At 62.8% G+C, this 20,842-nt stretch carries 18 protein-coding genes; 14 read left to right on the top strand and 4 right to left on the bottom strand.

The features are described 5' to 3' along the window. Positions 1-81: 81 nt before the first annotated feature. The 12 genes from HBR93_RS09540 to HBR93_RS09485 all read left to right on the top strand — a co-directional run bounded on the left by HBR93_RS09540 (position 82) and on the right by HBR93_RS09485 (position 14,094). The gene (locus HBR93_RS09540; RefSeq protein ID WP_169960191.1) at positions 82-1,248 is read left to right on the top strand and encodes an efflux RND transporter periplasmic adaptor subunit; all 1,167 of its coding nucleotides are present in this window, start codon (positions 82-84) and stop codon (positions 1,246-1,248) included. Then, positions 1,245-4,421 carry an efflux RND transporter permease subunit gene (locus HBR93_RS09535; RefSeq protein WP_169960190.1) on the top strand — a complete coding sequence of 1,059 codons (3,177 nt, stop codon included), beginning with the start codon at positions 1,245-1,247 and terminating at the stop codon, positions 4,419-4,421. Before HBR93_RS09540 ends, HBR93_RS09535 begins: the two co-directional genes overlap by 4 nt. Next, complete coding sequence (locus HBR93_RS09530) at positions 4,418-5,869, top strand: efflux transporter outer membrane subunit (RefSeq protein WP_057444278.1); 1,452 nt, start codon at positions 4,418-4,420, stop codon at positions 5,867-5,869. Before HBR93_RS09535 ends, HBR93_RS09530 begins: the two co-directional genes overlap by 4 nt. 107 nt (positions 5,870-5,976) lie before the next feature. Further along, positions 5,977-6,816, top strand: a complete 840-nt coding sequence (locus HBR93_RS09525; protein WP_169960189.1) for a hypothetical protein — start codon at positions 5,977-5,979, stop codon at positions 6,814-6,816. A 189-nt stretch (positions 6,817-7,005) separates the two neighbouring features. Continuing rightward, the gene (locus tag HBR93_RS09520; RefSeq protein WP_169960188.1) at positions 7,006-8,001 is read left to right on the top strand and encodes an HOASN domain-containing protein; all 996 of its coding nucleotides are present in this window, start codon (positions 7,006-7,008) and stop codon (positions 7,999-8,001) included. 39 nt (positions 8,002-8,040) lie between these two features. After that, the gene (locus HBR93_RS09515) at positions 8,041-9,027 is read left to right on the top strand and encodes an HOASN domain-containing protein (RefSeq protein ID WP_169960187.1); all 987 of its coding nucleotides are present in this window, start codon (positions 8,041-8,043) and stop codon (positions 9,025-9,027) included. A 29-nt stretch (positions 9,028-9,056) separates the two neighbouring features. After that, the gene (gene purB / locus HBR93_RS09510) at positions 9,057-10,490 is read left to right on the top strand and encodes an adenylosuccinate lyase (protein ID WP_057441691.1); all 1,434 of its coding nucleotides are present in this window, start codon (positions 9,057-9,059) and stop codon (positions 10,488-10,490) included. Next, complete coding sequence (locus tag HBR93_RS09505) at positions 10,490-11,938, top strand: adenylosuccinate lyase family protein (RefSeq protein ID WP_169960186.1); 1,449 nt, start codon at positions 10,490-10,492, stop codon at positions 11,936-11,938. Before purB ends, HBR93_RS09505 begins: the two co-directional genes overlap by 1 nt. Positions 11,939-11,983: 45 nt before the next feature. Further along, positions 11,984-13,057: a methyltransferase domain-containing protein gene (locus HBR93_RS09500; protein WP_057444279.1), complete on the top strand. Its 1,074-nt coding sequence runs from the start codon at positions 11,984-11,986 to the stop codon at positions 13,055-13,057. A gap of 118 nt (positions 13,058-13,175) precedes the next feature. Further along, a complete protein-coding gene (locus HBR93_RS09495) occupies positions 13,176-13,514 on the top strand; it encodes a DUF2388 domain-containing protein (protein ID WP_115128609.1) in 339 nt (112 codons plus the stop codon). 95 nt (positions 13,515-13,609) lie between these two features. Next, positions 13,610-13,771 carry a hypothetical protein gene (locus HBR93_RS09490; RefSeq protein ID WP_162947739.1) on the top strand — a complete coding sequence of 54 codons (162 nt, stop codon included), beginning with the start codon at positions 13,610-13,612 and terminating at the stop codon, positions 13,769-13,771. Between the two features lie 5 nt (positions 13,772-13,776). Further along, complete coding sequence (locus HBR93_RS09485; RefSeq protein WP_057441684.1) at positions 13,777-14,094, top strand: hypothetical protein; 318 nt, start codon at positions 13,777-13,779, stop codon at positions 14,092-14,094. Between the two features lie 180 nt (positions 14,095-14,274). On the opposite strand, the gene HBR93_RS09480 is transcribed toward HBR93_RS09485, so the two are convergent. Continuing rightward, the gene (locus tag HBR93_RS09480; RefSeq protein ID WP_169960185.1) at positions 14,275-15,348 is read right to left on the bottom strand and encodes an L-dopachrome tautomerase-related protein; all 1,074 of its coding nucleotides are present in this window, start codon (positions 15,346-15,348) and stop codon (positions 14,275-14,277) included. 302 nt (positions 15,349-15,650) lie between these two features. On the opposite strand from HBR93_RS09480, the gene HBR93_RS09475 reads away from it, so the two are divergent. Beyond that, positions 15,651-15,791, top strand: coding sequence for a hypothetical protein (locus HBR93_RS09475; RefSeq protein WP_164844833.1), 141 nt, complete (start codon positions 15,651-15,653; stop codon positions 15,789-15,791). On the opposite strand, the gene HBR93_RS09470 is transcribed toward HBR93_RS09475, so the two are convergent. Further along, entirely contained in the window at positions 15,788-17,023 is a 1,236-nt protein-coding gene (locus tag HBR93_RS09470) for a DUF1835 domain-containing protein (RefSeq protein WP_169960184.1), read from the bottom strand. The genes HBR93_RS09475 and HBR93_RS09470 overlap by 4 nt on opposite strands. Positions 17,024-17,267: 244 nt before the next feature. Between HBR93_RS09470 and HBR93_RS09465 the strand changes: the two genes are divergently transcribed. Continuing rightward, entirely contained in the window at positions 17,268-17,669 is a 402-nt protein-coding gene (locus tag HBR93_RS09465) for a Rid family hydrolase (RefSeq protein WP_057441680.1), read from the top strand. On the opposite strand, the gene HBR93_RS09460 is transcribed toward HBR93_RS09465, so the two are convergent. Then, positions 17,670-19,157: an aldehyde dehydrogenase family protein gene (locus tag HBR93_RS09460; protein ID WP_169960183.1), complete on the bottom strand. Its 1,488-nt coding sequence runs from the start codon at positions 19,155-19,157 to the stop codon at positions 17,670-17,672. Positions 19,158-19,383: 226 nt separating this feature from the next. Then, the gene (locus tag HBR93_RS09455) at positions 19,384-20,712 is read right to left on the bottom strand and encodes a hypothetical protein (RefSeq protein WP_169960182.1); all 1,329 of its coding nucleotides are present in this window, start codon (positions 20,710-20,712) and stop codon (positions 19,384-19,386) included. Positions 20,713-20,842 lie beyond the last annotated feature (130 nt).

Genomic DNA, 20,842 nt, shown 5'->3' with positions numbered 1-20,842 from the left:
TAACACTTGACCTTCCCCTCATGGCAAGCCGGATAAGACCTCCAGTGTTGGTTTGTCCTGAAAATTACAAGGAGGTACACGATGTACGGCAAGCGCATAACCCTGGTCGCCGTGGCGATAGCTGTCGTGTTCACGTTGGGTGGCTGTAAAGAGAGCGCGCCCGCGGCCGATGCCGCCAAGCCGCCTGGTGTGCCGGTGGCCGAGGTGGTTGCGCAGTCGGTGACTCCGTTTGTTGAATACACCGGCTCCTTGACCGCGATTGAGCAGGTTGAGTTGCGCCCGCGTGTCAGTGGTTATCTGCAAAGTGTCAGCGTGCCTGAAGGGCAATCCGTGGCCAAGGGCAGCCTTTTGTTTATGATCGACCCACGGGAGTTCCAGGCGGCGCTGAACGCTGCCAAGGGCCGTTTGCGTGAGGCTGAGGCCAATGCATTGCTGGCCCAGGCCGAGCATGGTCGGGCTGAGCAACTGTTCGCCAAAAAGGTGGTGGCGCGGGATCGTCTCGACAGCGCCATCGCCTCGTTGAATGCCGGCAGGGCTCAGGTCGACGCCGCCAAGGCCGCGCTGGATGCCGCACAACTGGACTTGAGCTACACCCGCGTCACTGCGCCCATCAGCGGGCGTGTCGACCGTGCCCTTGTCACCGAGGGCAACTACGTCACCCGTGGGGTGACGCCGCTGACGACGATCGTTTCCATCGACCCGCTGCATGTGTATTTCGATGTCGACGAGCGCACCTATCTGCGCTCGCTTGCCGCGACTCGGGAGGTTGCCGCGTCGAAAGGGGAAAAGGCCGCCAAGGTGATGGTGGCGATGCTTAACGATGCAAGCTACGCACGCGCCGGGCGGGTGGACTTCCTGGCCAATGCGGCCGACCGCAAGACCGGCACAGTGCGTGCGCGTGCCGTGGTCGACAACCCGGATGGGCGCCTGACGCCGGGGCTGTTCGCCAAGGTCAAGCTGGACACCGGCGCGCCGCAACCCCGGGTGCTGGTGGCCGACCACTCGATTGGCACTGACCAGGGCCGCCGCTATGTGCTGGTGGTCGGCGCAGACGACAAGACCGAATACCGTCCCGTCGAACTGGGGCCGATGGCCAACGGCTTGCGCGTGATTGAGCAGGGCCTGCAACCGGGTGAACGCATTGTCGTCAAGGGGCTGGTGCGCCCCGGCATGCAGGTGACGCCATTGGCCGCCAGGATTGATGGGGCGCCGTTGGATGCGCCGTTGGTGTTGGGGGGCGTGCAATGAGCTTCCCACGCTTTTTCATTGACCGGCCGATCTTCGCCATCGTGCTGTCGGTGTTAATGATGATCGCCGGCATCGTGGCCTTCTTTCATTTGCCCCTCAGCGAATACCCCGCCGTGACACCGCCCACGGTGCAAGTGACGGCTTCTTATCCGGGCGCCAACCCTCAGGTGATCGCCGAGACGGTGGCGGCGCCCCTTGAGCAGGTGATCACGGGCGTCGAGGGCATGCTGTATATGACGTCGCAATCGGCGACCGATGGCCGCATGATCCTCACCGCGACCTTCGCCCAGGGCACCAACGCGGACATGGCGCAGATCCAGGTGCAGAACCGCGTCTCGCGGGCCCTGCCGCGTTTGCCCGAAGAGGTGCAGCGCCAGGGCGTGGTTACGCAGAAGACCTCCCCGGACATCCTCATGGTGGTCCACCTGCTGTCGCCCGACCAACGTTACGACCCGCTCTACATCTCCAACTATGCCTACCTCCAGGTGCGCGACGAGCTGTCACGGATTCCGGGGATCAACGACGTGCTGGTGTGGGGGGCGGGCGAGTACAGCATGCGTCTGTGGCTCGACCCGGACCTGATCGCCGCCCGTGGCTTGACCGCAGGCGATGTAATTACCGCAGTGCGTGAGCAAAACGTGCAAGTGGCGGCCGGCTCGGTCGGCCAGGCGCCTGACTCCAGCGCGGCGTTCCAGGTCACGGTCAATACCCTCGGACGCCTGACGGACGAGGAGCAGTTTGGCGACATCATCATCCGCACCGGTGATAACGGCCAGGTGACGCGTCTGCGCGATGTGGCCCGTGTCGAAATGGGCGCCGATGCCTACGCGCTGCGCAGCCTGTTGGACGGCGAGCCGGCCGTTGCCCTGCAGATCATCCAGAGCCCGGGCGCCAACGCGCTGGATGTGGCGCAAGCGGTGCGCGATACCATGCAGCGCCTGGAGGCCAATTTCCCCGAGGGCATGGTGTCGCGGATTGCCTATGACCCGACAGTGTTCGTGCGTGCATCGCTGGAGTCAGTGGCCATCACCCTGATGGAAGCGATCCTGCTGGTGGTCCTCGTGGTGGTGGTGTTCCTGCGTAACTGGCGTGCGTCGCTGATCCCGTTGATGGCCGTGCCGGTGTCGATCATCGGCACCTTTGCGGTCATGCATCTGATGGGCTTCTCCCTCAATACCCTGTCGTTGTTCGGCCTGGTCCTGTCCATCGGGATTGTGGTCGACGATGCAATCGTGGTGGTCGAGAACGTCGAGCGGCATATCGAGAACGGCGAGGGGCCGACGCAGGCTGCGCGGCGAGCGATGGGCGAGGTCACCGGGCCGATCATTGCGATCACCTCGGTACTCGCTGCGGTGTTCATCCCCACCGCCTTCCTCAGTGGCTTGCAAGGTGAGTTCTATCGGCAGTTCGCGCTGACCATCGCGATTTCCACGATCCTGTCGGCGGTCAACTCCTTGACCCTCAGCCCGGCACTCGCCGGCCTGTTGCTGCGCCCGCGCGACGCTGCGGTGGTGCATGACCCGCGCAGCCTGCGCGGTCGCGCCGCGCATCTGGTGCAAGTGCTGAGCCGGCCGTTCCAGCGGGCACCGCAGGCGTATGGCAACACGGTGCGCAAGGTCGCGGGTCGTCGCGGCGCGGCGTTGTTGGTGTATGGCGGCTTGCTGGCGCTGACCTGGTTTGGTTTCAACGCTGTACCGGCGGGCTTCGTGCCGATGCAAGACAAGTACTACCTGGTCGGTATCGCCCAGTTGCCCAATGCGGCCTCCCTCGATCGTACCGATGCGGTGGTGCGGCAGATGTCGAAAATCGCCCTGGATGAGCCGGGCGTCGAAAGCGTGGTGGCGTTCCCTGGGCTGTCGGTCAACGGCTTCGTTAACGTACCGAATGCTGCCGTAATGTTCGTTATGCTCGATCCGTTCAAGGAGCGTACTTCTCCCGACATGGCTGCGGTCGCCATCGCCGGGCGCCTGCAAGCCAAGTTCGCGAGCATTCCCGACGGTTTCCTCGGTGTATTCCCACCGCCGCCAGTGCCCGGTCTTGGAGTGACCGGAGGCTTCAAGCTGCAGGTTGAGGACCGGGGTGGGGTCGGGCTCCAGGCTCTGGTGCAGCAGACCCAGGTGCTGATGACAAAAGCCACCGAGTCGGGCCAGGTCGCCGGGTTGATGACCAGCCTGGACGTCAACGCGCCCCAACTGAATGTCGATATCGACCGCACCCAGGTCAAGAGCCAGGGGGTGCGACTGGCGGATGTGTTCGAGTCTTTGCAGGTCTACCTCGGTTCGCTGTACGTCAACGACTTCAACCGGTTCGGCCGCACCTACAAGGTGACTGCCCAGGCCGATGCGGACCACCGTATGCAGGCCGAAGCCATCGGCCGCCTGCAGGTGCGCAACGCGGCCGGGGACATGCTGCCGTTATCGGCGTTTGTCACCGTTACACCGAGTTCCGGGCCCGATCGGGTGATTCATTACAACGGCTATCCTTCGGCCGATATCTCCGGCGGAGCGATGCCCGGGGTCAGTTCCGGGCAGGCCGTGGCACTCATGGAGCGCCTGGCACAGGAGGTACTGCCCGAGGGCGTGACCTATGAATGGACGGACTTGACCTACCAGCAAAAGCTCGCAGGGTCATCGGCGTTGTTCATTTTCCCGCTGTGTGTGTTGCTGGCCTATCTGATCCTGGCCGCGCAATACAACAGTTGGTTGTTGCCCCTGGCGGTCTTGCTGATTGTGCCCATGTGTCTGCTCAGCGCGATCATCGGCGTTTGGTTGGTGGACGGCGATAACAACGTGTTTGTACAGATCGGGCTGGTGGTACTGGTCGGCCTGGCTGCGAAAAACGCCATCCTGATTGTCGAGTTCGCTCGCAGCCTTGAAGCCGAAGGCGCCAACCCGCTGGAAGCGGTTATCCACGCGTGCCAGTTGCGCTTGCGACCGATTCTGATGACCTCGCTGGCGTTCATCGCCGGTGTGGTGCCGCTGGTATTTGCCAGCGGCGCCGGGGCCGAGATGCGCCATGCCATGGGGGTTGCGGTGTTTGCCGGGATGTTGGGGGTGACCCTGTTCGGTCTGTTCCTGACGCCGGTGTTCTACGTGGTGATGCGCAGCCTTGCGCTGCGCTTGCAGCGCAAGGGCCCGAGTCCGAAGCTGCAGTTGGAGGAGCGCGTGTCATGAAATTGGCCTATCAAGCGTTTCTGTTGTCGTCGCTCCTGCTGGCCGGCTGCACCGCAGTCGGGCCCGATTATTCCGCGCCGGTGCTGCCCGCTGCGCAACGGCCAGCAAGCTTCGGCGCGCCCATTGCCGGTCTTGGTACGGGCGATGTCGAGGTGCAGTGGTGGCGTGTGTTCGATGAGCCGGCCCTCAGCCAATTGATCCAGCAGGCGCTGGCGGCCAACCACGATATCGGCATCGCGGCCGCGCGGCTCGACGAAGCCAAGGCGATGTTGCGCGAGAGCCGCCAGGGCTTCTTGCCCAGCGGCGGTGCCGCGTTGGGGTATGAGCACCGACAGCGCAGCGAAGTCGAGACCCCCCTCGGCCAGCAGCGCTCCCTTGAAACCACGCGCGCGGCGCTGGATGCCGCCTGGGAAATCGACTTGTTTGGCCGCGTCCGGCGCTCGGTGGAGGCGGCGCAGGCTCAGGCGGGATCGCGCCAGGCGTTGCTGCGCAGTGTGCAGGCGAGCGTCGCCGCTACCGTCGCGGCAACCTGGTTCGAGCTGCAGGGGGTCGAAGCCGAGCAGGCGGTGGTGGCGGACATCAGTCAAAGCCAGCGCGACAGCCTGGGCCTGGTGGAGCACTTGGTCAGCGTAGGCGCCGCCACCGAATTCGATCGGCTGCGTGCCGAGGCCTTGCTGCGCAATGTCGAGGCGGTAGCGCCTGGCCTGGAGCGGCGTCGGGCAACCACCACCAACGCGTTGGCGGTATTACTGGGGCAGGCGCCACAAGGGTTCAAGCCACCGCAGGCCCGGCCCGGCCGTGAGACCTTGAACCTGCGCACCCTGCAGGTGGGCGACCCGGCCGGCTTGCTGGCCCGGCGCGCCGATATCGCCGCAGCCGAACGGGTGCTGGCAGCCGAGACCGCGCAGATCGGCGTGGCAACAGCCGGTTTGTATCCGGATATCCAGGTGCAGGGTTCCATCGGTCTGCTGGCCGGAAGCCTCGGCGCCTTGGGCGACTCGGGCATGCAGTCGAACTTTATCGCACCGGTCATTCGCTGGTCGCTGCTGGACACTGGGCGCGTACGCGCGCGGATCGCCGCCAGCGAGGCGCGCACCCAGGCGGCATTGATCAGCTACGACCAGACCGTATTGCGCGCCCTGCAAGAAACCGATGACGCGTTCCAGGCCAACAGTGCCGCAGGCAGCACCCTGGGCTTGCGGCTGCTGGAAGCGGCGGCCAATCGTGAGGCGGCGAGGTTGGCCCGCACGCGCTTCACGGAAGGTGAGGGGGTGTATCTGGACGTCCTGGAGGCCGAGCGCGCGGACTTCAGCAGCCGCCGCGCACTGACCGTGGCGCGCACCGAGCAGCGCTTGGCGGTGGTCGGCATCTACAAGGCATTGGGCGGTGGCTGGCAGATCTGCGAGCAGGCGGGGCAGGTGTGCAGCGGTGCTGCGGCACTGCGTTAGACACCGTTGTTGTACGCAAGCGCGCTGCTTGCAGTGTTCGGCGAAGAACGGCCAGGTGGCAGATTTCCTGTCGCAAGCCACCATTTATCGAATGAGGAGTCACCCAGATGGATACCAAGCAGGTTCTAACCGTTGGCCTGGCAGTGCTAGGCGCGGCGACAATGTCGTCGATGGCAGCCCAGGAAAGCATCAAAGGCACGTTCGCGCTGCCCGGCGAGAGCGAAAAGGCTGTTGGCGCGCTGATCGTCAAAGAAACCGGCCCACTGACACGTGAGTTGTCGATTGCCTTTACCGACAAGGCCACCGGGCAACCGATCGTGCAGTTTGACGAAGAACTGACCCAGCGCCTTCATGTGCTGGCGACCGACAGCCATTTCACCAGCTTTATCCATGAGCACGCGGCCAAGCTGGGCGCTGATGGTCGCTTCAAGGTCGCGATGAAGTTTCCCCGGCCGGGCACCTATTATGTCTATGCCGATGCCGTGCCGAGCGGGCTTGGCCAGCAGGTGGTGCGCTTCGAGGTGCCAGTACAGGGCGGCAGCGATGCGGTGGCCCATGCGCCGTCTAAACCGGAGCAAGGTAGCGATGGCCCGTACACGGTCAAGTTGGACACGTCGGCCCTGCGTGCCGGCAGCGAAAGCATGATGTCGCTGACCGTGCTCAAGGATGGCAAGCCGGCCCAGGATCTGGACACCTACCTGGGGGTGGCGGCCCATGCGGTTTTCGTCAGTACCGATGAGCTGGACTATGTGCATGCGCACGCCATGGCGGCGCAGGCCGCCCACGGTGGTCATGGTGACCATGGCGACCCAGGCGCAGTCTCGGCGCAGTTGATGCTGCATGCCAAGCCCGCGCATGCGGGGCCTTATGCCTTGTGGATTCAATTCAAGGGAGGCGACAAAATTCGTACCGTGCCTTTCCTCGTGACAGTTCCCGCCGCGTCCTGAAGCCTCCCCCCTCGGCATCCTCGCCTCGCCGTTGGTCAGCCATCGGCGGGGCGAACAGCCCTGGTTACGGGCTGTTTCAACTCAATGAAAAGAATTTTCCTACAGGTGTTGACCTTGCCACTGGAGGAACCTTTAGGATTTTTTTCGAGTACGCAAACATCATAAAAATAAGGATCAAAGGGGTTATCAATGGATACTGCTGCCCTGCAACAACGCCCGGATGCCCATCAGTGCACCATCGCTTCGGCGCTGATGGCTGATGCTTTGAAGCCCGGCGCGCCATACACCCAGGTCACCAGCGCGCTGGAAGCGCTGCTCGCGCTGACCCGGCAAGGCCTGTCGGGAGACGCCGGCGCCTACGCCCACTACCAGTCAGCACTGCTGCAACTGCACATTCCCGGCGAGCCGCACACCGAGCCGACCCGTCGCTGGATGGCCAGTGAGGTTTACCGCGTCGAAGATGAATTCGCCGCCGACCTGCCGAGTTTCACCGCACTGCCGGCGGATGAGTTCCGCAAGCAAGTCGATGCTGAAATCGCCGCACGCAGCCGGGTCAATCATCCCATGTCGGTGCACCTGTTCCAGGGCACGCCGCCGGTGCAAGACGTGCGCTTCTTCCTGGAACACCACTGGACCCGCTCTTACAACTTCTACAGCCTGCTGGCCGAACTGGCCTTTCGCTTCGAAGCCATTGAGGACGCGTCGGTGTTCTACCGCAACCTTTACGGCGAGGCAGGGGCGGAGACACCGGAGCGTTCCCACCCGGCGATGCTGGCCCACCTCATGGAGTATTTCGATATTCCGCTGGCGATTGACTTCCCGGCACTGCACCCCCTGGAAAAGGCCTACCTGAACAATCGCATTCGTTGTGTGCGGCACACCGATGTGGCGTGGGGCCTGGCGTTGCTGTACGCCGTCGAGTCGGTCAGTTGCGTCAACCATCGGCGCATCTACGAGTTGTTGCAGCGCCTTGAGGTGCCAGAGGGGCCCAGTGAGTTCCACCGCCTGCATGGCACCCAGGATGAGATCGACACCGAGGAAATGTGGGCACTGATCGCCAAGTTCGCCAGTGATGAAGGCTTCCAGCGCATGTTCATGCGGGCGCTCAAGCGTCACTTCGAAATCAACAAGGCCTACTTCGACAGCCTGTGGCAGCAGATGCAGGAACAACGCCTGCCCGCCTGATCCTCCCAGCGACCCTAGAACAAAAAAATGGAGCACATGATGAGCCCACGTAATTTCTCGCTGCCGCAATTACAGAGCATTCACACCGCTGAAGCCCGCCTGCTGGCTGAGGCGCTCAAACCTGACACGACATTCAACCGTATCGAAATTGCCGCCAATATGCTGCGCGCCTTGTGCGAATCGGGCCACCGGGGCGATGCCGCGAACGCGGCGCAGTGTCAGCAATTGTTGTACATCCTGTCGCTGAGCGATGACGTCGCCACTGCCTCGACCCGGCGCTGGCTGGCCAATGCCATCTATGGCGTGCAAGAGCGTTTCATGCCGTCTGCGGACCTGGCATCGCCCTTGTCCGAAGCTGCCTTCCAACAGCGCCTGGAAGAGGAAATCGCCGCGCAGTCGCGGGAAAACCATCCGATGTCGCAGTACATATTTGAAGGCAAGGCCTCCCGTGAGCAACTGCAGGTGTTCCTGCATCACCAGTGGTTCCGCACCTTCCGCCTGTACCGCGACGCCGCTGACCTGCTGGTCAACCTCACCGACGTGGACGAGGCAGCCGCGCTTGGCCGTTACCTCTACGGCGAGCTGGGCGAAGAGGACGAGCAGCGCTCCCACCCACGGCTGTTGGCCAAGCTCCTCGGCGCCGTGGGCCTGCCTGCTGATTTCGACGCCATCTCGACCATGCCCGAAGAGATCGCCTACCTGAACAACCGGGCCCGGTGCTTTCGCAACCCGGATGTCGGCTGGGGCCTGGCGGTGTTCTACATCACCGAACTGGTGGTTCCCGGCAACCACGGCAAGTTGTACAACGCCTTGCGCAACGCTGGCCTGAGCCAGGACGACGCGGAGTACTACGAAGTGCATATCAGCCTTGTCCCGCCGCGGGCCAAGCGTGAATGGGCGCTGATCTCACGGCGTATTCCGGACCTCGCGTTCCAGAATTCATTCCTGACGTCCCTGGCCCAGCACTTCCGGCTGGAGAGGGCTTATTACGACGCTGTCTGGGAAGAAGTGCAGCGCGTGAAGTAACCCTCCCTGGACAACGCGAGTAACCCGACATGCCGAGTCATATATCAGAATCCCGTATCCACGGGGGCGCTTACTCGTCCCCGGAATTTGCCGCGATCTTCTCTGATGCCAATCAGGTGCAGAAGTGGCTCGATGTTGAAACAGCGCTGGCGGCGACCCAGGCGCAGATGGGCATCATCCCCCATGAAGCTGCGCGGGAAATCGCCCGGGTGGCCAGTGTGGAGCTGCTCGACCTCGACGCACTGGGGCGCGAGAGCATGGAAACCGGGCACATCCTGGTGCCGACCATTCGCGCACTGGAGGCTTTGTGCGCCGATGGGTTGGGTGAATACGTGCATTACGGCGTGACCACCCAGGACATCCTCGACACCGGGCTCATCTTGCAGGTTCGCGATGCCTGGGGCCTGGTCTTGCAGCGTTTGCGGGGGATTCGTGGGCATTTGCTCACGCTCGCCCTGCAGCATAAGCACACGCCGATGGTCGCCAGGACCCACGGGCAGCAAGCGCTGCCCACCACGTTTGGCTACAAGGTCGCGGTGTGGGTCGATGAAATTGATCGACACCTTGAGCGCTTTGATGAGGCGTATGCCCGGGTAATGGTGGGCAACCTGACCGGCGCCGTGGGCACCTTGGCGGCCTTGGGCACACAGGGCCTGGAGGTGCAGCGCCGGACCCTGGAAAGCCTTGGCCTGGCGGCACCGTTGAGCAGTTGGCACAGCGCCCGCGACCGGGTGCTGGAGGCGGCCTGGCTGCTGGTCCAGGCCTCGGCGACCTTGGGCCGGGTCGCCAATGAGATCTACCACCTGCAACGCACCGAGATAGATGAAGTGCGTGAAGGCCGCCGGGCAGGGCAGGTGGGGAGCAGCACCATGCCCCACAAGCAAAACCCGTCGACGGTGGATCTGATCAGCGCGCTTTCGCGGCTGGTACGCGCACAAATGCTCGCGCTGACCGATGCGGCGTTCCAGTTGCACGAGCGTGACGGCACCACCTGGCGCATCGAATGGGCGGCCTTGCCGGAGCTGTTCATCTACGCCGGTGCCTTGCTTGCACGGATGGAGGGTGTGCTGCTGGCCGGGTTGGACGTGCGCGAAGCGCGCATGCGCAGCAACCTGGATTTGCTGGACGGGCTGATCCTGTCGGAGCGGGTCATGCTCGCGCTGGCGCCTCGCCTGGGCAAGCAGACGGCCCATCAGTTGGTTCACGAAATAGCTCTGCAAGCCCAAGGCGCGGGTGTTTCTTTTCGCGAAGCCCTGCTCAACGATCAGCGTTTGCACGGCTGTTTCACCCGCCAAGCGCTCGACGACCTGCTTGACCCGACCACCTACACGGGGCTTGCGGCACAGATGGTCGAATTGGTGGCGAACAAAGCGATACCCCGGTCTTCAAGCGATGGCCTTGAAGCGGTGATGGCAACCCCAGGAAATGTCGGTCAGTCCCAGTACGCGATGGAGGGTATGTGATGGATTCGCAAACGTTGGAAAAGGTAGCCCGTGCATCTTGCACCGCTCGTTCGGAACACCTCGGCCTGGGTCATGACGGCGAGCAGTGCCGGCACGAACACAGCCACATCCTCGACTCGAAAACCCACGGTTCAGGCTATGCCGGCCCGCAGAGCCGCAAGATCTTCTGCAGTCACTGCCGCCTGCAGCGCTGGCTGGATGTGGAAGCTGCGCTGGCCATGGCCCAGGCTGATGTCAATATCATCCCGCTCGAGGCCGCCCAGGAGATCGAAAAAGCCGCCTTGCTGTCGGGCATCAATGTGCGCCAGTTGGCCGAAGGCGTGGCTGCCACCGGTCATTCGCTGATGCCCTTGCTGAGCGCCCTGCAAAAAAACTGCAGCCCGAGTGCCCGTGAATTCGTGCACTACGGCGCCACCACCCAGGACATACAGGACACCGCCCAGTCCATGGAAATGCGCGACGTCCTCGACGCGATGGACCTGGCCCTGGAGACCTTGCTGGGCAAACTGTCGACGCTGGCCGATGCGCACCGTGATTCGCTGATGGTCGCCAGGACCCATTCGATCCCTGCCTTGCCAACCACCTTTGGGCTGAAGGTCGCCGGCTGGATTGATGAACTGCTGCGCCACCGCCAGCGCCTGGCTGAGGCCCGCCAGCGAGTGCTGGTGGTGCAGCTGTTTGGCGGGGTCGGCACGATGGCGGCGTTCGGTCCGGACGCGATGCCCATGCTGGAGCGTTTTGCGCAGCGCTTGTCGCTGCAAGTACCCCTGACCGGATGGCACGTATCCCGTGACCGTGTCGCAGAGTTCGTCAGTACCTTGGCCATGGTCACGGCATCGCTGGCCCGTGTGGCCGACGAAATCCGCACGCTCAATCGCTGGGAAATCGGCGAGGTGGAAGTGGGCTGGAGCGATCAGCAGATCGGCAGCAGCACCATGCCCCACAAGCGCAACCCCGAGGGCTGCGAGCAGGTCGTGGTCCTGGCGCGGTTGGCCAAGGCTCAGGTCGTGCTCGCGCTGGACGCGATGATCCTCGAGCACGAGCGCGATTACCGTGGCACGCGCCTGGAGTGGTGTGCGGTGGCGGACGTTTCGCACTATGCGCTGATGGCGCTCTCGATCCTGACCGAGACCATCGACGGGCTGACCGTTAACGTCAAGAAGATGGAATGCACCGCCCAGGGCTATGGCGATGCGATCTGCACCGAAGCCGTGGTGTTCGAAATGGCACGCAAGCTCGGCAAGAGCAGCGCCTACCAAATCATCTTCGAAGTGTCCCAGGCGAGCCAGCGCGATCACGTGTCGATCCGCACGGCGATCGAGGCCGATACCCGGGTGGTCGCTGTCATGGATGCAGGCGTCCTGGCGCGGCTGTTCGAGCCCAGAAGCCATTTGGGCATGTCCGAACGCATTGTCGATAACGTGCTGTCCAAACTGACGGACCGCTGACCCTTGCTCAATGAGCAGGCTTGCAAACTTATCAAGGAGAGACAGATGTCTAAGGTTATGGAAGTTGATAAAACCAAGGTCCAGCAGTTTTCCGCGCGGATCATGGAGGATTACGGCAACACACTGCGCGGTGCGATGCTCTACATCGGTGACCAGCTTGGCCTGTTCAAGGCACTGGCCGACGGTGAGGCCGTGACCCTGGAACAGCTGGCGCAGAAGACCGGCTACAACGCACGCTATTTGCGCGAATGGCTGGGCAGCATGGTCACCGGCAGCTATGTGACCTATGACGCGCAAACCCGTAGCTACCAGATGCCCGCTGAATTTGTGCCGGTTCTCGCCGATGAAGACTCGCCCTATTTTGCCGGTGGGATCATCCAGCTGAGTGTGCCGTTCGTGAGCATGGCGCCCAAGGTCATCGAAGCTTTTCGCCACGGTGGTGGTTGCGCCGAAGAGGCGTTTCCGCTGGAAACCTGGAAAGGCATGGAGCGCATGACCATGCCTTGGTACAAGCACTACTTGGTCCAGCACTGGATTCCTTCCCTGGACGGCGTCGAAGAGAAGCTCAAGACCGGCGGCAGTGTCCTGGATTTCGGTTGCGGCGCCGGCCTTGCGGCGATCACCATGGCCAAGGCGTACCCTGAGGCCCGGATTGTCGGCTGCGACTTTCACCTGCCTTCCATCGAACTGGCGCGGGCCAATGCCGAGGCCGCCGGGGTCGGTGACCGGGTGCAATTCGAGGTGAACGATTCGGATGCCTTGCGAGGCCAGCAATTCGACTTCGTGACCACCTTTGTGGTGATCCACGATGCCACCGATCCTCAGCAGATGCTCAAGGACCTGCGCGCCGCGACGGCCGAAGACGGCACCTACCTGATGGTCGAGCTCAACCTGTCCGAAGAGCTTCACGAGAACATGAACCTGTTCGGTCGAGTGATGTATCCGCAGAGCACCCTGTATTGCATGACCTGCTCGCTGTCCCACGGTGGGGCAGGGCTGGGGGCGTTCATGGGCGAGAAGCGCGCACGGCAGATGGCGCAAGCCGCCGGGTTCAGCCACTTCCGCAAGGTGCCTTCCGAATGGCCGCCAATGCCGGCGTTGTTTGAACTCAAGCCGTGACCTAGCGTGCCCGGGGCGTGTGGTACACGTTCCCGGGCATGCTCCTGCGACACCTGCGTGATGGACCGCCCAACTCTGTTATCGTGGCGCCCCTCTGAACGCACGGAAGCAATCACCCATGGATTTCTGCAAACCCCTGGCAATCGTCCTCCTGGTGTCGATTGGCAACCCCGCTGTGGCCGCCGAAAACAATAACCCGTTCCAGGGGGCGCTTATGCTCACCTCGGTAGCGCCCTTTGTGATTACCTCGGGAGCCACCGCCGGCACTTCCTACATTCCAGAGCTTTTCAAATCCTCCAAAAGTGACGCGCTGGCGTTCATTGGCTCCGATGGCGAGATCCGGGGTGCACAGTTCGAGCAGGCATGCAGGTTTTACCGCTCGACCTACAAGCCGCCGCTGATGTCTGACGCACAGCTGGCCCTGGCGATCGCGGCCTCATCTATACCGGCACTCTAGTGTTGGTTGTTCACGCCGCTCAACGGAACGTATGATCTGAGCCAGCCCTCCTTAGTTGGGGCTGCGCCGACTCACACCCGTTGAAGGACATGAGCATGCAAAAGCACTTCGGTAATTCAGGCCTGTTCAAGGCTGCTTCGTATCACTGCAACAACTCCCTGGTGAGCGGCATCGCGCGCTGGGAGCTGAAAAACATTGCGCTGAATACGAAGGAGTTTTTGATATGTCCAAAGAACTACTCGGAGTTTTTGCTCTAGGGTTGATGGTGATCGGTGAGTTTTGTGCAATCTACAGCGAGGTAGTCACCGCCAGGCTGGCCCATGCCGGCGACGGTTCATGGCAGGCATTCATCATGCCTGTAGTGCTGATGTGCTTTGCCGGGCTTTGCCTGTTGGGCGCCTATTGGCTGGGGTATGTGGCGGTCGGTGATATCTGGATCGTCACCGTGGTCTCGGTCACGTCCTTGCTGCTACTGGAGCCTGTGGTGGTCTGGGCGCTGTTCCATGAGGCACCTGGGCGCGGCGCATTGATCGGCTTTTGCCTGGGGGCGCTGGGGATGCTGGCTACGGTATTGCTGTAGTTGCACTTTTCTGGCCCGGCATGCAGATGCCGGGCACCCAGCTTTCAGCCAAATCCCAGACAAAGAAAAGCCCGCGATGGGGAGTGCGGGCTTAAAGGTTTTCACTAGGAGCTGGGATCACCTTAGGCGCCCGACTGTGAAAGGGATGTGAAAGCGTTAAGCAATCTGCAGTCGCGCTGATCAGCGCTGTGTCGATAAGCGATAAACCCCCACCGGCCACTGCATCAGGGATTTACCCTTGTTGAACAGGGCTACGCGGTCCATTTGTGGAGTGGGCAGCCACAACGTCCCGTCCTTGTCCAGGAAGGGCGCGTCAACCCAATGCAGGCGCTTGTCCACGATCAGGGTTTCGATCTGTCCGTCAGGGCGGCGCACGCGCATGGCGTCGTGGGCCAGATCGGAAAAGTACAGGTTGCCCTGTGCATCCATGACCGAACCTCCCGTTGCCGGTATATCGGCAAAGAATTCTACCCGCGTGGCCAGTTGTTCCGGGGGCAGGGTCGGGTTCGCAAGGTCCTGGATCCGCACCTTGAACCACGGGCCTTGCAGCGCGCCATAGTACAGCCAGACGCCGTCAATGCTGACTTCCAGCGGGTCGGCGTTGACGCGCAGGGGTTGGCCGTTGGGGGCCTTGACCACCTGGTTGCTGAGGATCAAGTCCCGGTCGGGCCGGGCGACCACTGAGGCATGCTGGTTCAGCACGCGCCGGGCTTCGCCGGTCTCCAGGTCGACGACAATAATGCCGGCATTTCCCGCATCGGTGAGGAAGGCCTTGCCGGCGCTGAAGCGGACGTCGTCCACGTAGCTGCCGGCCATGGCGATATCCGGCCCGAAGAAGTAGGTGCGAACCACCTGGTTTGTAGGCAGGTCGATACACACCAGCTTTGCGCCTTGGCTGACAGGGTTGCCGCCGAATTCGGGCGATCCGGTATCCACCACCCACAGTTTGTCGCCCTCCAGGCGCAGGGCATTGATGTTCACGAAGACGTTGGCAGCATCCCGCCCTGGTGCCCAGCTGTTCCAGGCACCGCTTGGATAGGCAGCGCGCTGGCCATTTTGGTCGATCGCCGTCAGTTGTGGCCCCTGGGTCCCGGTCCAGCGTGGCCCCGAGAGAAACGTGCGGCCGCTGTAGTGCGCTACGGCGTTCCAGATCTGCCCGGAGCTTTGGACCGCGACGTCCAACTCGGGCTGTTTGACGGTGGCGCACCCGGCAAGCAGTGCCAGCATGGCGGCGCCCAGCAGCAAGCGGGTCATGAGCGTGCTCCCCCAGCGCGGGCACAGGTATCCCACAACTCGGTGAGGCGTTGATGGAGGGTGTGCATGAACTGGCTGACGGTGGCTTTCGACATGATGATTCTCCTGCATCTGGTGACGTGACCTAACGAGGAGATAGCTTGATTGCTGGCGTTTAACTGAAAAAGCCCAGGTTCGATGCAATCAGTTTCTTCAAAATATTGATAATCCGCGTTCACACAGCCCAATACGCCACGTTCGTTGCGCAATGTTTCCCCGGGTGAGAAGTTGGCCTAATTGTGACCGGTTATCATCTGCTGCCTATGTCATCTCCTTCCGCACGCATCCTGGTCATCGAGGATGACCTCGAGCTGTGCACCTTGCATAAACACGCCGGCAAGCCCTTGTCCAAGCGGCGCAAGCTCGTGGCGATGAACCTGCAGATGCTCAGCCAGGGGCGTTAGGTCCGCCAGGCTGGCACGCCCTTGTCGTCGATCGTCCAGTGCGGCTGCCCCGCTACGATCTGCACGCCACCGACCCAGCGCTCGTGGCTTGCATGATTGGGCCAGTACTCGCTGCCACTCAACACCTGGTGGCCCAGGGGCGTCAGCGCCAGTGTGCGGCCAGGCCAGGGTAGGTGGCTGTCGGACTCAGTCAGCAAAGGAGAGGCCCCGTCGATCAGCGGCCGCATCAGGGCATGGAACATCATGTCGCCGAGGTAGGGCAGGGGTTCACGCTTGGCCATCAGCTCGGCGAACACTCGGGCAAACGGCGTGGGGCCGACTTCGGCCAGATATTGCAGGGCCAGGCGCTCGGTCAGCGACAAGCCATCGCGAGCGCCGGGCAACTCCTGCAACTGCCGGCGCAGTGCCGGGGCCAGCAAGGGCAAGGCGGGGAGGGGGTTGCGGGCCAACTGTGCCAGGGCCACGGGCGAGCTGTCGCAATAGGCCGCCCAAGCCTGCCGCGCCAATTGGCGCATGGGCTCGTCAACTGGCCGGCGCTGGGGCCACAGCCAGGCCAACACCTGCGGGGCCAATTGCCCGATGCCGATAAAGCGCTGCACGCCGGGAATGCGGTCGACCGCGATCAACTCCAGCCTGGCCGGCGTGTGCTGAAGACCTGCCAGGGCACGGATCAGGAACAGTTGGTCATAGGCATCCGCTTCGCACCACAACACGCTGTGGTCGGCGCTGCCCAGCTCTTCAAGATGGCTGTACTCATCGTCCAGGCGGCGTGCGGCATCTGCCACATCCAGGGTAAACGCCTGGCCGATGAAGCGCGCCCGCATCGCCCGGTAGGCCTCGCCAGGCAAGGCCTGGACCGGGCCCATGCACAGCGGGTCGCTGAGCATCCGAAACCGCCCCTTGAACCCCGCCACGCCGAGGCTGTGGGCAATATCATTGCCGCAGCGCCAATGGGTGGTGCGCGCTTCATCGCTGGCTTCGAAACCGGGGTGGTTGGCGGCAAAATCCACTGCATCCACATGGGCCTTGAGCTTGGGCCAACTGCTGAAACCCAGTTGCCGGGCAATCAGCCATTGGGCATCGGAAAGCGTCGGGTGCGGGTTGGCAAGCAGCGCCAGTTCGGTTGGCGCGGTGCCATGTTTCAGGCGCTGCAACAGTTCCTTGGCGCGCTTGCGCTGCTGCTCAAGGTTGATACGGCCGTCAGTGGCCGATGAGGCGGGGCGTTGCGACATACGATCTCCTTGCACAAACCTTGTCCGCTTTAAGGTTGGGAGTCGTAGTGATGAGGTATGCAGTCATGTCCTGGGCGCAGCCCTTTCCGCGGAAGGTGGCGTAGATGGCGCCTGGCGCGAATATAGGTAGGGGGAGGGTGGATTGCAAGGTGTTCTGTTTCTGGATGTTGAAATCGGCAACTTCTCCAAGAGCCGAAAAAACACTTGAGGTAGCCTTATTTCCTACAGACAACAAGGAGTCGTCATGCAACGAAAAACCATCAATCCCCCGACAGTCTTCAACTCCCTGCAATACGGTTTCAGCCAGGCCATGGAAGTGCGCGAGGGCCGGCGCATTCTCTTGTCCGGCCAGGTGGGGGTGGATGCTGACGAGCGCACCGTCGGCCCCGGCATCGCCGAGCAGACCGCCACCGCCCTGGACAATATTGAAAAGGTCCTGGCCGCGGCCGAGGGCGATCTGTCCCATGTGATCATGCTGCGCCTGTATATCGTCGAGTCCGCCCGCGATCAGCAGGAGCCTATCGCTGCCGCGCTGCGCGAGCGTTTCCCCGACAATCCGCCGCCGTCGTCATGGATCATCGTCAGCGGCCTGTCGCTGCCCGAGTGGTTGATCGAGATCGAGGCGGAGGCGCTGATCCCGGGGTGATCAATAACGCATCATCACCGACTTGAGTTCGGTGTAGTCCTCGATAAACGCGCTGCCAAACTCCCGGCCAATTCCCGAGGATTTGTTGCCACCGAACGGCACGGCCGGGTCGAGCAGGGTGTGCATATTCACCCATACCGTGCCGGCGTTGATCGCCGGGACCATGCGCAGCGCCTTGCCCAGGTCGTTGGTCCACAGGCTGGCGCTGAGGCCGCCAGCGGTGTGGTTTATCAACGCCAGCAACTCATCCTCGTCGTCGTAGGGCAGGAACGTGGCGATGGGGCCGAAGGTCTCTTCGGTGAGCAGCGTGTCGTTGATGCTGTTGGCGAGAATGATCGTGGGCTCGACATAGCAACCCGGCCGATCCATTGGCTGGCCGCCATGGATGATTGTGTTGTTTTCGGCGCGGGCGGTGGCAAAAAAACCTTCCAGCTTCAGTTGGTGCTGACGATGGGTGACCGGGCCGAACTCGGTGCGCTCATCCAGTGGCGAGCCGATATTCAGTCGGCTCAAACGCTGGGCCAGGGCTTGCATGACCGGGTTGATCTGCGAGCGGTGGACGAAGAACCGCTCGGCCGCCGCGCAGATTTGCCCGGAGTGCAGGAACCCGGCTTCGATAATGCCGTTGACGGCGGTTTCCAGCTTCACATCGGGCAGGAACGCCGCGGCGTTTTTGCCACCCAGTTCCAGGGTCGCGCGGGTCAGGCCGGCACCCATGGCCGCGCTGCCCACCGCAAGGCCGGTGGGCACCGAACCGGTGAATGACACCTTGTCGGTGCCGGGGTGTTCGATCAGCCCCTTACCCACCTGGCCGCCGCCGGTCAGCACATTCAGCACGCCAGCGGGCAGGCCGGCTTCCACCGCCAGTTCGGCAATGCGCAGCAGGGTCAGCGGCGTGAACTCGCTGGGCTTGATGATGATGCTGCACCCGGTCACCAGGGCCGAGGCGAGTTTCCAGATGGCGATCATGGTCGAGAAATTCCACGGCACGATGCCTACCACCACGCCCACCGGTTCGCGCAGGGTGAAGGCGGTGTAGCGCTCGCCGGCAAACGAAGGCAGTGACGGGGTGAGGGTCTGGCCGCTGATCTTGGTCGCCCAGCCTGCGTAATAACGCAGGAAATGCGCGGCCTGGTCCACCTCGAACGCCCGGGAAATCTGGATGATCTTGCCCGACTGACAGGTCTCGATCTGTGCCAGCTCCTCACGGTGGCGTTCCAGCAGGTCGGCGAGTTTGAGCAGCACGTTACCGCGCACTGCGGGGGCGGTCTGCGACCATTGTTTAAAGCCGTGCCTGGCGGAGGCCACGGCCAGCTCGATATCACTGGCTTGCGCGTCGGCGACCGTGGCGATGACCTGGCCGGTGGCGGGGTTGATCACCGCCAGGGTCTGGCTGGACTGGCTGGCGACGTAGCCGCCGTCGATAAACAGGCCGTGGTCTCGACGCAAGAAGGCTTCGACGGTGGGCAGCAGCGCGATATCGCTCATGGGGAGGTTCCTGATCAAAAGGGAAACCCCGAGGCTAACCAACGCTGCAGGCGACAGCTTGACTGTGCCTGCCGGGGCGTATGTCTGTGGCTGCCATGCCCCTGTGGGAGCGGGCTTGCCCGCGATGGCTGAGTGTCAGTCGATACATTCGGCGGATGAACTACCGCTATCGCGGGCAAGCCCGCTCCTACAGGGGAAGTGCGGTGGCTCAGGCGCAACCCACGGCTTAGAACGGTACCGCCACCACCAACTGGCTATACACGTTGGTGCCGTTGCCACCGACCTGGTTGCCGCCCGTCTCCTGGTCCTTGTCCGGTTGGTACAGGCCAATCAACGGCGTGATGATCAGGTGTTCGTTCACCGCCCATTCGACATACAGGTCCAGCTCGCGGCCATCCAGGTCGAGCATGTTGCGCTTGCTGACAGTCTGGTAGTCGAAGAACAGTGCGCCGAGGGTCAGGTTGTCCAGCGGCTTGACCTTGAGTGCCACGTGCTGCACCGAGGTGTTGCTGTTGTAGGGCCCGGAGTAGTTGCCCGCCACTTCGCCCTGGACCCAGGTACCCAACCCTCGATTGAAGCCAGCGAATAGCGCATCCCAGTTTTTCGAGTAGCGCGCATAGCGGTAGGTCAGGTCCGGTGACCAGGGCAGGTCGGCGAGGGTGTAGCCGGCCTCGGCGTACCAGGCTTTTTCCGGGCCGGGGTCTTTGTCCTGCCAGGCGTATTCAAACGAGAAGTGCGCGTTGTCGATCCCGGCATTCCCGGTGCCGCGCAGGCTGTAGAGGTTCATGCCCTTGCGTTGGCGTTGCAGGTCGTTGGCAAACCGCTCGTCCACGTCGATGCCATGCAGGTAGGTCAGACCCAGGGTGCCTGGCGCTGCGCTGTATTCCAGGGTGCCGATGGCCATTTCGGTCAGGGCCTGGGCGCGGTTGTCGGACTCGATCCACATCAGGCTGCCATGCAAGCCGTCCTTGCCGCCCAGGCGCATCACTGCCGCCTTGTCGAACGCATGCCGCGCCGCGATGTAATAGGCGCCGCCGCGGTCGAACTCACCGTCGGCCACGCCATTGCCCAGGTTCGGGCCATCGTCGTTGATGATAAAACCGTCGCCCACGGTGATGATCTGGCGCCCGTACGACAGGTCCAGGCCATCCTTGCCCAGGGCCGGCAACAGGTCCCCCGAGCGCCAGCCGGCAAAGGCTTCGTCGAACTTGGTGGTGCGCTCGCTGCCGTCGGTCACACGGGAGGCATCGCCATCGCCCCAGGTGCCGGAACTCACCAGGTTGGCGGTGCCATACACACTGGCGTTGCTGCCCAGGGTCTGCTCGACGCTCAAGCCATACTTGATAAAGCCTTCACGCCAGGTCGAACCACCCTGGCTGCCCTCGTAGTTCTTGCGACTGTTGAACATGCCGTACACGGCCAGGAAGTTGCCGGTGGCGGTGGTGTCGTCGTCGGCATACAGTTCGATTGCCTGGGCTGAAGGTTGGCCAATCAACAGCGCCAGACCCAGGCCGACAGCCGGGCGCAGGTGGCGGGTTTTGCGTGTGTGCTCCATTGTTATAGTCCCCCAAGGGTTAAGTTGAGGGCGCATTAGGGCGAGCGTCGGCGGCGCAAGTCTTTCACCTGCGTGCCAGGTAATTGATCCTGGCCGCCAGGCTGCAAGCCCTGGCAGGGAGCAACAAAAC

Source organism: Pseudomonas sp. WS 5411, from assembly GCF_012985595.1.
In the GTDB taxonomy this organism is placed as follows: Bacteria; Pseudomonadota; Gammaproteobacteria; order Pseudomonadales; family Pseudomonadaceae; genus Aquipseudomonas; species Aquipseudomonas shahriarae.
This window is presented reverse-complemented; position numbering and strand designations above follow the sequence as displayed.